The following is a 12,302-nucleotide window of genomic DNA, read 5'->3' as shown; positions in this document are numbered from 1 at the left end:
GGTCGAGATCCACGAGGCGCTCGCCGCCTGCCGGCTGATCTCGGAATCGCTCAGCCGTTCGGTGAAGGGCGCGTGCGCGAGTCGGGCGGCGCCGAGACCGACGACCCGCTCCGCTTCGCCCGCGCCCTCGGCATGTGCGACGACGAGGAGCCCGCGGTCGGCGGCGAGCCCGACGATGGTGCGCAGAAGCGAGTCCGAGAACACCGGTCCGGCGGTGCCGTTGCTGGTGACCTTGATGCACGAGGCCCCGGCTGCCGCCATCTCGCTCACCGCTGCGGCGGCGGCATCCGCATCGGCGATCTCGCGCACCGAGCCCTCTGGTGCCCAGCTCCGGTCCGACGGATAGCCGCCCGGCGCGGTGAGGAAGGCACCGCCGAACTCGATGCGGACCTGGTGAACAGCGAGCCGCCGAACAACGTCCGGATTTCCGCCGAGATCGACCACCCGGCCGAGGCGCGAGCCCGCCAGCGGGGAGTGATCCACCAGCTGCAGGTGCACGTGGTGGTCGCTGAATCCGCCGACGACGACGCCGTCGAGGAGGGGGAGCCCGGCGGTCGGAAGCGCATCCTGCAGCCGCATGCGCCCGTCGGTGAGTTCGACGACGCCCTCGCGCCAGCCGATCCCGTCGAAGAACGTGGCGGCGTGCATCAGCGGCCGATCTCCGTGCGCACGGTGTAGAGCTCGGGGAAGAAGGTCAGATCCAGGGCGCGCTGCAGGAAGCCGACACCACTGGAGCCGCCGGTGCCGACCTTCATGCCGATCGTGCGGGCGACCGTCTTGAGGTGCCGGAACCGCCAGAACTGGAAGTTATCCTCGAGGTCGACGAGGTCCTCGCACGCCTCGTACAGGTCCCAGTACCGGCTCGGGTCCTGGTAGATCTCGCGGATCGCGGGTACGAGCTCCGGCGTCTCACGGTAGGGCTCGCGCACATCGCGGTCGAGGATCTCGGTCGGGATGGGCAGTCCGCGGCGCGCGGCGAAGCGCAGGAACTCGTCGTACAGCGTGGGCTTCTCCCACTCGGCGGTGAGCAGCGCGAGGTTGGCCGGGTGGTCGGCGAAGACGCTCAGCATCTTCTCGTTCTTGTTGCCGAGGGCGAACTCCACCGCGCGGTACTGCACGGACTGGAAGCCCGAGGAGTTGCCGAGCGCCCCGCGGAACTGCGCGTACTCGGTGGGCGTCAGGGTGGCGAGCACCGACCACTGCTGCGTCATCACATCCTGGATGCGCTTGACGCGGGCGATGCGCTTGAGTGCTTCGCGCAGGTCGTCTCGGGCCAGCAGCTCGCGGGCGGAGGAGAGCTCGTGCAGCAGCTGCTTGAGCCAGAGCTCGGTGGTCTGGTGCTGGATGATGAACAGCATCTCGTCGTGGTGCTGCGGTTCGCTCACCGGATGCTGCGCGGTGAGCAGCTGGTCCAGCGCCAGGTACGACCCGTAGGTCATCCGCCCGGAAAGGTCGGTGACGATCCCGGATTCGAGGGCGCGTTCGTTCTCGGTGTGCATGCGCCGAACATATCACTTCTGAGTCGATCGTCACAGAAGTGAAATGTCTGCGCGGTGCGCAGTGAGACCGTCAGCGTGTGGTGTTCGCGTCCAGGAAGTCGATCGTCTTCTGCAGAGCGGTCCGCGCATCCGGCAGGTCGAGGTGGAACTGGTACTCGTGCGGGAGCTGCGGCTCGTGCGGTGCGGGCCAGAACTGTGTCGTCACGTCGACCCCGAGCTCATCCAGGCGCTTCGCCATCGGGATCGACTGCAGCCAGGTGAGCCCATCGCCGTTGCCGCCGGAGATGTAGGTCGTCGGGAAGTCCTCGGTGACCCAGTCGATGGTCGACATCGTGGCGCCGGTCGAGTCCTCTGCCCAGGTCTTCGTGCCCGAGTAGGCCCACATGGCCGATTTGAACCCCCAGCCGGCGATGCCGTCGAGCTGGGCGAGAGCCGACAGGTCGTAGACGCCGCAGTTGAGCACGGTCGCGACGAGTTGGTCCGGCGTGAGCGACGGGGTGATGCCCATGATCTCGGCGTAGTCCGGGCTGGTGATGAGCGTCGCCATCTGGCTGGCGAGCTGGCCTCCCGCGGAGTCGCCCGCGAGGACGATCTGGTCTGCGTCGACGCCGAGCTCCTCGGCATGCTCGTCGATGTAGGCCAGGGCCGCGTCGAGCTGGTGCACGGCGAGCGGATACACGCCCTCCGGGCCGATCGTGTAGTTCACGGCGATGGTCGTGTACCCCTCGGCGGCGAGGATGCGCATGTACGGGTCGACGTTCTCCTTCGTGCCCGAGATCCAGGCGCCGCCGTGGATCCAGACGACCGTCGGCAGGGGGCCGTCGGCGGATGCCGGGCGGAAGACGTCCATCGTGGTGTCCGCCCCGTCGTCTCCGTAGGCGACATCGGTCCGCACCGCGAGCTTCGTGTCGGGGACGTGCTTCTCCATCTCGGCGGCGGTGTCATCGCCGCCCTGGGTGAACACGGAGCGGATGACCATGGCTGACGGCCAGGGCGTGATCGTTCCGATGAGCGCGACCACGGCGACCGCAGCGAGGATGATGCCGAGGACGATCTTCGTCCGATGCCACGGCTTGCGGGCCTTCGCCGGGCGTGCGGGTTCTTCGGTGTGCGCGTCGATGCTCATGGACCCCTCCACCGATCAGTGTGCCAGTAGTCCGGGCCAGGGTCAGGCGGCCATCCCGGCGAGGAGTCGACGCAGGCCGTAGTCGAACGCGCGGTCCACGTCGCCCCCGAGGCGGAAGGCTCCGGAGAGCTCCATCTGCAGGAACCCCGTCGCCCAGGCGGTGAAGAGACGGGCGGCATCGAGTGCGTCGTCCTCGCCGACCAGCGCAGCTGTCGCACGGATCAGCGGCGCGGCCGAGCGATCGAGTGCATCGTGGGGCGCGGCGACGGTGAACATGATCCGGAAGCCCTCCGGATGCGCGTGTGCGAACGCCCGATAGGCGTGGGCGAGGGCGGTGAGGTCGTCGCCCACGGCCTCGAGTCGAGCCGTGAGCGCCTCGATGGAGGCGGTCGCCACCGCGGTGAGAAGCGCGTCACGGTCCCGGACCCGCTTGTACAGCGATGGGGCGCGCACGCCCACGCGCTCGGCAACGGCCTGCATCGTCAGTCCCGCGGGGCCGGCGATCTCGAGGATCTCCCGCCCGGCCTCGACGATCTCCGCTGTGGATGTGCGTTCGGGGGTCGGCATCGCGTCCTCCTGCATGGCTATTGACAATAGCCATGATAGCTACGTAACGTAGCCATCGCAAACACTCCGAGAGGACCCGCCATGAAGCTCGCACCCCACCTGCACCGCATCGGCAACGACATCGTCGCCGCGTACCTCGTCGACCTGCCCGAGGGCATCACCCTGATCGACGCGGGCCTCCCCGGGCACTGGCACGACCTTCAGCGCGAACTCGACGACATCGGTCGTCCGCTCACGGACATCCGCGGTCTGGTCCTGACCCACGGCGACAGCGACCACATCGGCTTCGCCGAGCGGCTCCGTCAGGAGGCGGGCGTCCCGGTGTTCATCCACGCGGCCGACAGTCACCGGGTGCGCACGGGGGAGAAGCCGAAGACGCCGATGGGGCCCGCCAAGTTCGGTCCCACGCTGGGCTTCTTCGCCTACGGAATCCGCAAGAATGCGCTGCGCACGCACCACGTCGCCGAGGTGGTCGAGGTGGCCGACGGCGACGTGCTCGAGCTGCCGGGTGCCCCTCTCGTGATCGGAATGCCCGGTCACTCTCCCGGCAGCATCGCGGTGCACGTCCCCGCCGTGGATGCCGTGTTCGTCGGCGATGCCCTGACCACGCGGCACGTGCTGACCGGGCGGACCGGCGCGCAGCCCGCGCCGTTCACGGACGAGCCCGCCGAGGCTCTCGCCTCGCTCGACCGGCTCGGCTCCCTCTCCGCGTCCTGGGTGTTGCCGGGGCATGGAGCCCCTTGGGACGGCTCGCCCGCCGACATCGCCGCCGCGGTCCGCGCCTCGGCCTGACGACGTATCAGGCGAGGATGGTCGCCGTGTCGCTGATCGTGATCTGCGGGGGATAGAGCCCCATGACCTGCAGGGCGGCCGCATGGTTCTCGGACGTCGACCCGGCGCAGGCATCCGCCGCGATCGTCAGGTGGGCGCCCGCGTCGGCTGCGGACAGCGCCGTCGAGATGACGCAGCAGTCGGTGGAGACGCCGGCCAGCACGACGTGCGCTCCGGACCCGATGACCGCCTCGATCTCGGGTCCCCACTTGCCGAATGTGGGCAGGTCGATGGTCGGATGCGGTGACAGCCCCACAGCCTCAGGGACGAGGTCGAACAGCGGATCGCCCGGCGGCTGGTCGGCGAAGGGCCAGGCGGCGAAGTAGTCGCCCCACGAGGTGGACCGGTCGGCGGTCGGCATCCACCGGGTCACCAGCACCCGGTCGCCGAATGCCGCGGCCAGAGCGCGGATGCGCGGCAGCGCCTCGGCGAAGAACGGCGACCCCCAGGCGGAGTCCGCAGAGGCGAAGATCGCCTGCGGATCGATCACGACGAGCCAGGCGTCGTCGAGTGCCCGAGCGGTCACGCGCCCTCCTGGCGCCGGATCTTCCCGGCCCTGGCGAAGTACGTCACCAGGAACGACAGCACCAGCGCGAAGAACACTCCGAGGTTCGCATACGCCCAGGCGCCGTCGGGCCCGCCGACGAGGAACAGCAGGTAGCCCTGCCAGTTGTTCCACGGCGCATCCTCGGCGAAGCCGTTGAGCACCAGCCCCCAGCCGATCGCGCTCGTCACGACCATGGTGCCGATCGACGTCCAGTCCCACGCTCCGTACCGGCCGCGGCTGTCGAACAGCGACTCCTCGTCGTAGTCCTTCTTCCGACGCAGGATGTCGGCGATCAGGATGCCCGCCCACGAGGCGAGCGGCACGCCGAGCGTGATCAGGAAGCTCTGGAACGGCCCGAGGAAGTCGGTCGCGAAGAACACCACGTAGATGGTGCCGATCGTGAGGATGACGCCGTCTATCGCGGCGGCAGAGGGGCGAGGGATGCGGATGCCGAGGCTCAGCAGGGTCAGCCCGGAGGAGTAGATGCCGAGCACTGCACCGGAGACGAGGGCGAGCACGGCCGTGAGCAGGAACGGCACGAGCACCCACACCGGCAGGATCGAGGCGAGGGCGCCGATCGGGTCGGCGGCGATCGCGTCCATGAGGTCGTCGTTCGACCCCCCGAGCAGGAGACCGAACACCACCAGGATCACCGGGGCCACCGATCCGCCGATCGTGTTCCAGGCGACGATCGCTCCGTCGGATGCCGTGCGCTTCTGGTACCTCGACCAGTCGGCGGCGATGTTGATCCAGCCGAGCCCGAACCCGGTCATCACCATGACCAGCGCGCCGGTCACCTGGCCGATGCCGCCGTCGGGGCGGGCGAGCACGGCTGCGAGGTCGATCTGCGGCGCCGCGAGGATGATGTACAGCACCGTCACGATGCCGGTGACCCAGGTGAGTACCGACTGCAGCTTCATGATCGTGTGATAGCCGAGCACGGATGCCGTCACGATCAGCGCGGCGACGATCACGGTGGCGATGATCTTGAGCGCGATGCTGTCGCCGTCACCGCCCAGCTGCGTGATCACGGTGGCCGTCGCGAGCACCGCCATGATCGCGAGGAACGTCTCCCACCCGATCGAGGTCAGCCACGAGACGATGCCCGGCACCTTCTGGCCGTGCACACCGAACGCCGCACGCGAGAGCACCATGGTCGGCGCCGATCCGCGCTTGCCGGCGATCGCGATGAGCCCGCAGAGCAGGAAAGACACCACGATGCCGATGACCGAGACGAGCGTCGCCTGCCAGAACGAGATGCCGAAGCCCAGGACGAATGAGCCGTACGACATGCCGAACACCGACACGTTCGCCGCGAACCAGGGCCAGAAGAGGTCGCGCGGCTTCGCGGTCCGCTCGGATTCGGGGATGATCTCGATGCCCGCGCGCTCGATCAGGGCCGGCTTGATGTCCGTCATGGTCACATCCTGGCACTGCCGGGAGGCGGTCGGGCGGAGTTCTCGAGCCAGATCCTGCCCGCGGGTCAGCCCGCGAAGAACGACTGCGCGGTGCGCGTGAGGTCGTGCAGGTCCGAGACCCCGGCGAGCTCACGCGCGGAGTGCATCGAGAGGATCGGGATGCCGACGTCGACCGTGCGGATGCCGAGCCGTGTCGCGGTGATCGGGCCGATCGTCGATCCACAGGGCACGCCGTTGTTCGATACGAACTCCTGGCCGGCCACACCGGCGCGCTCGCACCAGGCCGACCAGGATGCCGCGCCGACGGCATCCGTCGCGTACCTCTGGTTCGCGTTGATCTTCAGGATCGGACCGGAGCCGAGCACCGGCTGCACCACGGGGTCGTGCTTGGCCGCGTAGTTCGGGTGCACCGAGTGGCCGACGTCGCTCGACAGGCACCACGACGAGGCGTACGCCTGCCGACGTTCGGAGTCATCCGCCCCGAGCCCGGCGTACAGGCGCTCGAGCACGTCTTCGAGGAACGGGCCGGCCGCGCCGGAGCGCGACGCCGAGCCGAGCTCCTCGTGATCGAAGGCGGCGAGCACGGCGATCGGCCCCCCGGCTGCCGGTTCATGCGCGGCGAGTGCGACCACACCGGCATGCACCGAGGCGAGGTCGTCGAGGCGGCCGGAGGCGAAGAACGCGCTGTCCTTGCCGAAGACGGCTCCCCGCGCGGTGTCGGCGACCACGACGTCGTAGCCGCGGATGTCGGCGGCCGACACATCGGCGGATGCGGTGAGCTCGGCGAGGATGTCGGCCTCGCTCGGGTCGCCGAGTCCCCACACCGGCTGCGTCTCGGTCTGCTTGTCGAGCGCGAGCCCGTTGTTGACGCCCCGGTCGAGGTGGATCGCGAGCTGGGGAAGGCGCAGCAGCGGCCCGGTGTCGGCGAGCACCACGCGGCCGTCCGCCAGCGCCAGGCGTCCGGCGAGGCGCAGCTCGCGGTCGAGCCAGGAATTCAGCAGCGGGCCGCCGTAGACCTCGACGGCGGCCTGCAACCACCCGCGCGAACCCGTCGTCGGCTGCGGCTTGAGCTTGAAACCGGGGGAGTCCGTGTGTGCGCCGAAGATCTGCGCGGGCGTGGTGGCCGCGGCATCCGTCGGCACGACCCAGGCGATCGTGGCACCGTCGCGCACGACCACGTAGCGTCCACCCGCCTGGACGGGCCAGGCCTCCTCCTCGCGGAGCGGCGTGAAGCCGGCGTCTTCCAGCCGTCGAGCGACCTCCGCCGCCGCGTGATAGCTCGACGGGGAGGCGGCGACGAAGTCGGCGAGGTCCTCGGCGTGGGCGAGTGCGACCGGGGTGACGGGCATGGCGGGCCTTCCTGGAGACGAGCGGTCCTTCGAGCGTAGCCGGGGTGATGCGCGGGTCCGCTTCCTGCCGCGGGCTGTCGTTTCCCGGCCGTTCATCCCGGAGGGTTAGGCTCGTCTCGATAGCGCCTAGGGTTCCGGGGTCCACACCCGTCTGGTCCGAGCGGCGCCACGGTCCTCCTCCGTAGGAGGGCCGTCATCTGACAGGACAAAAGCCCGGAGGACCCTGTTCGTCGCGCCGTGCGCCGGACGGAAGGGTCTCGTCGTGTCCCCTCTCGCGTTCGTCCTCGTCTTCGGGGCGGCCATCGCCCATGCCGCGTGGAACATCATCGCCCACGGTGTCAGCAGAGCGGGGTCGCCGTTCCTCTGGTGGGGTGCGGTCGGCAGCACGCTCGTGTGGATCGGGGTCGTGCCGTTCACGGGCGGTCTGGGAACGGATGACCTCGGCTCCTTCGCGCTCGGCGTGACCGTCTCGGCGGTGCTGCACGTCGCCTATATGACGGTGCTGCAGCGCGGCTACCGCGAGGGCAACCTCTCCACCGTGTACGCGACTGCACGGGGCACCGGGCCGTTCCTCTCGGTGATCGTCGCGGTGCTGCTGCTCGGGGAGCGGCCCTCCATCGTGGCGCTGATCGGGGTGGCGGCCGTGATCGTCGGCGTCGTGGCGATCGGCTTGGTCGATCGGGGGACCGGCGCGGGCTCGCGGCGCATCGATCCCGGCATCCTGTTCGGCCTGCTCACCGGGGTCGCGATCGCCGTCTACACGATCTGGGACGCGCACGCGGTGCGGACCTGGAGCCTTTCGCCCGTCGCGTTCATGGTCGGCACGAGCCTGCTGCAGGTGCCGTTCTACTCGTTCGCGGTGCGCCGTCGATGGGATGCCGTCCGGGCGCTCGGGCGCGCGCAGTGGCGGCGGATCCTCGTCTTCGGCATCCTGTCGCCGCTGTCGTACATCCTCGTGCTGACCGCGATCCAGATCGCTCCGGTGGCGCTGGTGGCGCCGCTGCGCGAGGTGAGCGTCGTGCTGGTGAGCCTGTTCGGGGTGTTCGCGCTGCGGGAGTCGCGTCCGAGCTGGCGGATCGCGGCTTCGCTCGTCGTGGTCGCCGGGATAGTCCTGCTCGCGGTCTGATCAGCGGAAGCTGACGAGCCCGGCGTGCGCGGCGGTGACCAGGATCTGCACGCGGTCGCGCAGGTGCCACTTCGACATCATGCGTCCGAGGTGCGCCTTCACCGTGCCCTCCGAGACGATCAGCGCCTTCGCGATCTCGGCGTTGGACATGCCCTTCGCGAGGCAGTTCAGCACCTCGGTCTCGCGATCGGTGAGAGGTTCGAGGGCGTCGGCGTCCGCGGCGACGGGGGTGGAGTCGCGCACGTGCTTGATCAGCATCGACGCGATCCGCGGGGAGAGCGAGCTCGCACCGCTGTGCACCTCGCGCACGCCCGTGACGATCTCTTCGGCGCTCGAGTCCTTGAGGAGGTATCCGGAGGCGCCGGCGCTGAGCATGGGGAGCACCGTATCGCTGCCGTCGAGCGTGGTGACCGCCAGCACGCGGACGTGCGGCCAGCGTTCGGCGATCACTCCGGTGGCTTCGATGCCGTCCATCTCGGGCATCTGGACGTCCATCATCACGACATCGGGCTGCTCGCGTTCGACCGTGGCGATCGCTTCCACGCCGTCCTCCGCCTGGGCGATCACGGTGATCTCGGGGTCGCGGGAGACGAAGTGCGACAGCGCCGAGCGGACCAGGGGATCGTCATCGACGATCACGACACGGATTTCCTGCATGGGGGAAGCCTAACGGCGCGGGCGACGGGCGATGGCGATGTAGACCTTTGGCTAAAAACCTCTAGACGAGAGACAGATGTGCGCCCCGCGATTCGCCGAGAAGATGAATACAGACATCGACGAACGACTACAAAATGGAGGTGAACGTTATGACTTTCTGGCAGCAGGTTGGCAAGTTCTTTGGTCTCCACAACTAATCTAGTTGGCAAATAGGAGATAGTGAAGCATGGCCTTTGACCACTCGACCCGGGAAACAGCGGACACACTCCGCCTGAACCGAGGAGAGAAGCTCAGCGCGATCGAGCGGATCATCGTTCTGGTGATCGTTTCGATCACCATCGCCGCAGACGTCATCGGCTTCTTCACCACACCGGGTGTCAACCCGGTCGCGCTTCTGGTCAGCGTCGCCTCGACGGCGTCGTTCGCTCTCTATCTCTGGAAGCCGCTCATAGCGACATGCGCCCTCGGCGTCGTGTTCGCCGTCTCTTTCATCCCCGGATCGGAACTCCAGGTCTTGACCGCCGCCGCAGTTGCGGCCGGTCTGGTCATGCGACTGGGGTGGACCTCGCTGATCCTTTCCTACACCGGCGGTTTCCTGGTCGCCGCGGCGCTCGTTCCGTTCGCCGCCGCACCAGGCGTGATCGTCAACATCGGCCTCTATCTCGTCTTCGCCACCGTGGCTGGAGCTGTCGGGTTCGCCCTGCGGCTCGCATTCGCCCGTGGCAGCCGTCTCGAACGTGAACTCGAGGCGCGCGCCGAACAGGAACGACAGGCAGTTCTCGCCGAGCGACGTTGGATCGCCGGCGAGCTGCACGACAGCATCGCGCACCACCTCACGGTGGTGGCGCTGCACGTGCAGATGCTCGAAGACCCCCAGACGAGTTCCGATTCGCAGGAGGCGATCCGTGTCGCCGCGCGCAAGGCGATGACCGATCTCCGCTTCGTGATCGAACTCGCCGACGACGGTCCGCAGTCGTCGAGCGTGCAGACCGGCGACCTCGCCGCCGCGATCGACGAGGCGGCGGAGGAATTCGAAGCCGCCGGACACTCCGTGGCGCGAGAAGGCGATCCGCAGGACGAGCGGATACCGCGAGCCGTCGAGATCGTCCTCGCGCGCATCACGCGCGAGTCCGCCACCAACATCCTCAAGTACGCCGGCCCCGGCGAGGTGCAGATCACCCTCGCCGTGGACGATGAGGTCGCGCTCCTCACGCTGCGCAGCCCCCTGCCCACCACGCCGCGCCGCGAGCTCTCGTCGAGCCGCACGGGTCTCGGTCGGATGGCGGAGCGGGTCATGGGCGCGAGCGGCGAATTCAGCGCGGGCGAAGTCGATGGATTCTGGGTCGTGTCGGCCCGGCTTCCGGTCGTCTGATGCTCTAGAGTGTGTGAGCACCCCTTCCACGATCCGCGAGAAGTTAGACGAAAGTCTAGAGAAGTCTCGACGTTCGACACTGTGGAACGCGTTGCACTCCGACGTATCCTGGAGGCTCCCCAGATAAAGCGTCCCCAGCGCTGCGATCGCGGGCGCGGTCTTTCTGGCTTCTGAAAAACTTGCGCGCTCGCGATCGCCTTCTGCGTTAACGGCCCGTTTCTCCGGCCTCCGAGCAGGGCGTACCCGCTTCGCTAACCGCCGACCGCGCGCATGTAGTGCCCGTCGGTGGAGATGCCGGATGCGGCGACCGTGAAGCGCACGACCTCGCTCAGGTAGCGGTCCTCCGAGGCCTCGAAGATCCGACCCTCCGCGTCACGGGACGTGCGGGTCAGCCGCAGGATGGGCGTGCCGCGTGGGACACGCAGCAGAGCGGCATCCTGATCATCGGCGGCCACCGCATCGATCACATGCTGCAGGGTCACGATCGGGTGGCCGACCGACGACAGGTGCTCGGTGATCGACACCTGGTCGAGATCGACATCGAACAGGGGTCGGCCCGCGGCCTCGGTGTAGTTGAGGCGCTCGAGCATGGTCGGGCGCCCGTCGAGCAGGCGCAGCCGCACGACGCTGACGATCGTGTCGCTCGGGTCCACCTCGAGTGCCGCCGCCAAGTCGCCGGCACGGCGCAGGCTCAGCTCCTGCGTCTCGGCCCCGGGGGAGACGCCCAGCTCGCGGGCCCAGCGCGTGAACGGCACCGACACGTCCACCGCCTGATTGGCCTTGCGGGCGACGACCCTGGCAGGCCGGCCGCGGCTCGTCTCGATCAGGCCCTCACCGCGCAGTGCCGCCAGCGCGTTGCGGATCGGCCCGCGGGACGTGTGCCATCTCTCGGCGAGCTCCGCCTCGGTCGGGACGTCGTCGCCAGGACGCAGTCCGCCGGCAGCGATCTGCGCGCGGAGGTCGTCGGCGATCTGGGTGTACACAGCTTCAGCCACATAGGTACATTACTTGGTCAGACCGGAGGGCGCGAGCACGTTTCTGGAGTGTTCATCCAGAAGAATGCTCGGTAAACGAGGCCTGAACAAATCCGAGTTAGGTACATATCTCGGTGTGGCACCTGCGAGAGTCTTCCGTGGATCACCCCTCACACCCTGAAAGGTCCTCATGAAGCTTCGCGCTCTCCCCGCCCTCGCCGGCGTCGCGCTCCTCGCCCTCGGCCTCGCCGCCTGCTCCGGCTCCGCCGAGGCCACCGGCACTCCCGGCGCCGACGAATCGTCCGCTGCGAGCGGCTTCGCGGTCGACGAGAACACCCTCGTCTTCGGCGTCGTCCCCGACTCGGTCGACACCGAGACGAACTACCAGCCGCTCATGGACTACATCGCCGACCTCACCGGCAAGACCGTCGAGTACCACGAGTCCACCGACTACGCGGCGCTCATCGAGGCCGCCGTCGCCGGTAAGGTCGACGTCGCCTCGTTCTCCGGCTTCACCTACGTCACCGCCACCAACAACGGTGCCAAGCTCACCCCCATCTCCTCCATCGTCACCGACGAGGGCCAGGAGCCCGGCTACTACTCGCAGGCGATCGTCCCCGTCGACAGCGACATCAAGAGCATCGAGGACTTCAAGGGCAAGAAGGTCTGCTTCGTGGACCCGTCTTCGACCTCGGGCTACCTGTTCCCGTCGTACAACCTGATCGAGGCCGGCATCGACCCGAAGACCGACATCACTCCGGTGTTCGCCGGCAAGCACGACGTGAGCGTGACCAAGGTCGGCGAAGGCGTCGAGTGCGAGGTCGGCTTCGCCGAGG

Annotated in this window: 12 protein-coding genes and 1 pseudogene; 4 read left to right on the top strand and 9 right to left on the bottom strand. The window is 68.5% G+C overall.

Annotated features, from left to right (window positions below):
* The 4 genes and pseudogenes from ACNPM4_RS04310 to ACNPM4_RS04295 form a co-directional block, all read right to left on the bottom strand.
* Positions 1-648, bottom strand: a pseudogene (locus ACNPM4_RS04310) (amidohydrolase family protein); the annotation flags it as partial.
* Positions 648-1,499 (bottom strand): tryptophan 2,3-dioxygenase, encoded by an 852-nt coding sequence (locus tag ACNPM4_RS04305; protein WP_448984812.1) that lies wholly within the window; start codon positions 1,497-1,499, stop codon positions 648-650. The gene ACNPM4_RS04305 and the pseudogene ACNPM4_RS04310, both read right to left, overlap by 1 nt.
* A gap of 70 nt (positions 1,500-1,569) precedes the next feature.
* A complete protein-coding gene (locus ACNPM4_RS04300) occupies positions 1,570-2,625 on the bottom strand; it encodes an alpha/beta hydrolase (RefSeq protein WP_448984811.1) in 1,056 nt (351 codons plus the stop codon).
* Positions 2,626-2,667: 42 nt separating this feature from the next.
* Positions 2,668-3,192, bottom strand: coding sequence for a TetR/AcrR family transcriptional regulator (locus ACNPM4_RS04295; protein ID WP_448984810.1), 525 nt, complete (start codon positions 3,190-3,192; stop codon positions 2,668-2,670).
* Positions 3,193-3,273: 81 nt separating this feature from the next.
* Here ACNPM4_RS04295 and ACNPM4_RS04290 point away from each other — a divergent pair, with 81 nt between their 5' ends.
* Entirely contained in the window at positions 3,274-3,984 is a 711-nt protein-coding gene (locus tag ACNPM4_RS04290; RefSeq protein WP_448984809.1) for an MBL fold metallo-hydrolase, read from the top strand.
* A 7-nt stretch (positions 3,985-3,991) separates the two neighbouring features.
* On the opposite strand, the gene ACNPM4_RS04285 is transcribed toward ACNPM4_RS04290, so the two are convergent.
* From ACNPM4_RS04285 to ACNPM4_RS04275, 3 genes are all read right to left on the bottom strand, one after another.
* On the bottom strand, positions 3,992-4,549 hold the full coding sequence (locus tag ACNPM4_RS04285) for a cysteine hydrolase family protein (protein WP_448984808.1): 558 nt from the start codon (positions 4,547-4,549) through the stop codon (positions 3,992-3,994).
* Positions 4,546-5,988 carry a purine-cytosine permease family protein gene (locus tag ACNPM4_RS04280; RefSeq protein ID WP_448984807.1) on the bottom strand — a complete coding sequence of 481 codons (1,443 nt, stop codon included), beginning with the start codon at positions 5,986-5,988 and terminating at the stop codon, positions 4,546-4,548. Before ACNPM4_RS04280 ends, ACNPM4_RS04285 begins: the two co-directional genes overlap by 4 nt.
* 65 nt (positions 5,989-6,053) lie before the next feature.
* Complete coding sequence (locus tag ACNPM4_RS04275) at positions 6,054-7,337, bottom strand: M18 family aminopeptidase (protein WP_448984806.1); 1,284 nt, start codon at positions 7,335-7,337, stop codon at positions 6,054-6,056.
* A gap of 262 nt (positions 7,338-7,599) precedes the next feature.
* Here ACNPM4_RS04275 and ACNPM4_RS04270 point away from each other — a divergent pair, with 262 nt between their 5' ends.
* Positions 7,600-8,463 carry an EamA family transporter gene (locus ACNPM4_RS04270; RefSeq protein WP_448984805.1) on the top strand — a complete coding sequence of 288 codons (864 nt, stop codon included), beginning with the start codon at positions 7,600-7,602 and terminating at the stop codon, positions 8,461-8,463.
* On the opposite strand, the gene ACNPM4_RS04265 is transcribed toward ACNPM4_RS04270, so the two are convergent.
* Complete coding sequence (locus tag ACNPM4_RS04265; RefSeq protein WP_029261076.1) at positions 8,464-9,120, bottom strand: response regulator; 657 nt, start codon at positions 9,118-9,120, stop codon at positions 8,464-8,466.
* 226 nt (positions 9,121-9,346) lie between these two features.
* On the opposite strand from ACNPM4_RS04265, the gene ACNPM4_RS04260 reads away from it, so the two are divergent.
* Positions 9,347-10,492 carry a sensor histidine kinase gene (locus ACNPM4_RS04260; protein WP_448984804.1) on the top strand — a complete coding sequence of 382 codons (1,146 nt, stop codon included), beginning with the start codon at positions 9,347-9,349 and terminating at the stop codon, positions 10,490-10,492.
* A 251-nt stretch (positions 10,493-10,743) separates the two neighbouring features.
* Here ACNPM4_RS04260 and ACNPM4_RS04255 read toward each other — a convergent pair whose 3' ends face one another.
* The gene (locus tag ACNPM4_RS04255) at positions 10,744-11,487 is read right to left on the bottom strand and encodes a GntR family transcriptional regulator (protein ID WP_258134121.1); all 744 of its coding nucleotides are present in this window, start codon (positions 11,485-11,487) and stop codon (positions 10,744-10,746) included.
* Positions 11,488-11,656: 169 nt separating this feature from the next.
* On the opposite strand from ACNPM4_RS04255, the gene phnD reads away from it, so the two are divergent.
* The coding region (phnD, locus tag ACNPM4_RS04250) for a phosphate/phosphite/phosphonate ABC transporter substrate-binding protein (protein WP_448984803.1) at positions 11,657-12,302 on the top strand (646 nt) is incomplete at its 3' end.

This window comes from Microbacterium umsixpiens, assembly GCF_053543675.1.
This window is presented reverse-complemented; position numbering and strand designations above follow the sequence as displayed.

What these genes read in the sequence shown, in the direction of transcription:
- ACNPM4_RS04305 (WP_448984812.1), bottom strand. Translation starts at nt 1,499, where the DNA reads ATGCACACCGAGAACGAACGCGCCCTCGAATCCGGGATCGTCACCGAC.
- ACNPM4_RS04300 (WP_448984811.1), bottom strand. Translation starts at nt 2,625, where the DNA reads ATGAGCATCGACGCGCACACCGAAGAACCCGCACGCCCGGCGAAGGCC.
- ACNPM4_RS04295 (WP_448984810.1), bottom strand. Translation starts at nt 3,192, where the DNA reads ATGCCGACCCCCGAACGCACATCCACAGCGGAGATCGTCGAGGCCGGG.
- ACNPM4_RS04290 (WP_448984809.1), top strand. Translation starts at nt 3,274, where the DNA reads ATGAAGCTCGCACCCCACCTGCACCGCATCGGCAACGACATCGTCGCC.
- ACNPM4_RS04280 (WP_448984807.1), bottom strand. Translation starts at nt 5,988, where the DNA reads ATGACGGACATCAAGCCGGCCCTGATCGAGCGCGCGGGCATCGAGATC.
- ACNPM4_RS04275 (WP_448984806.1), bottom strand. Translation starts at nt 7,337, where the DNA reads ATGCCCGTCACCCCGGTCGCACTCGCCCACGCCGAGGACCTCGCCGAC.
- ACNPM4_RS04265 (WP_029261076.1), bottom strand. Translation starts at nt 9,120, where the DNA reads ATGCAGGAAATCCGTGTCGTGATCGTCGATGACGATCCCCTGGTCCGC.
- ACNPM4_RS04260 (WP_448984804.1), top strand. Translation starts at nt 9,347, where the DNA reads ATGGCCTTTGACCACTCGACCCGGGAAACAGCGGACACACTCCGCCTG.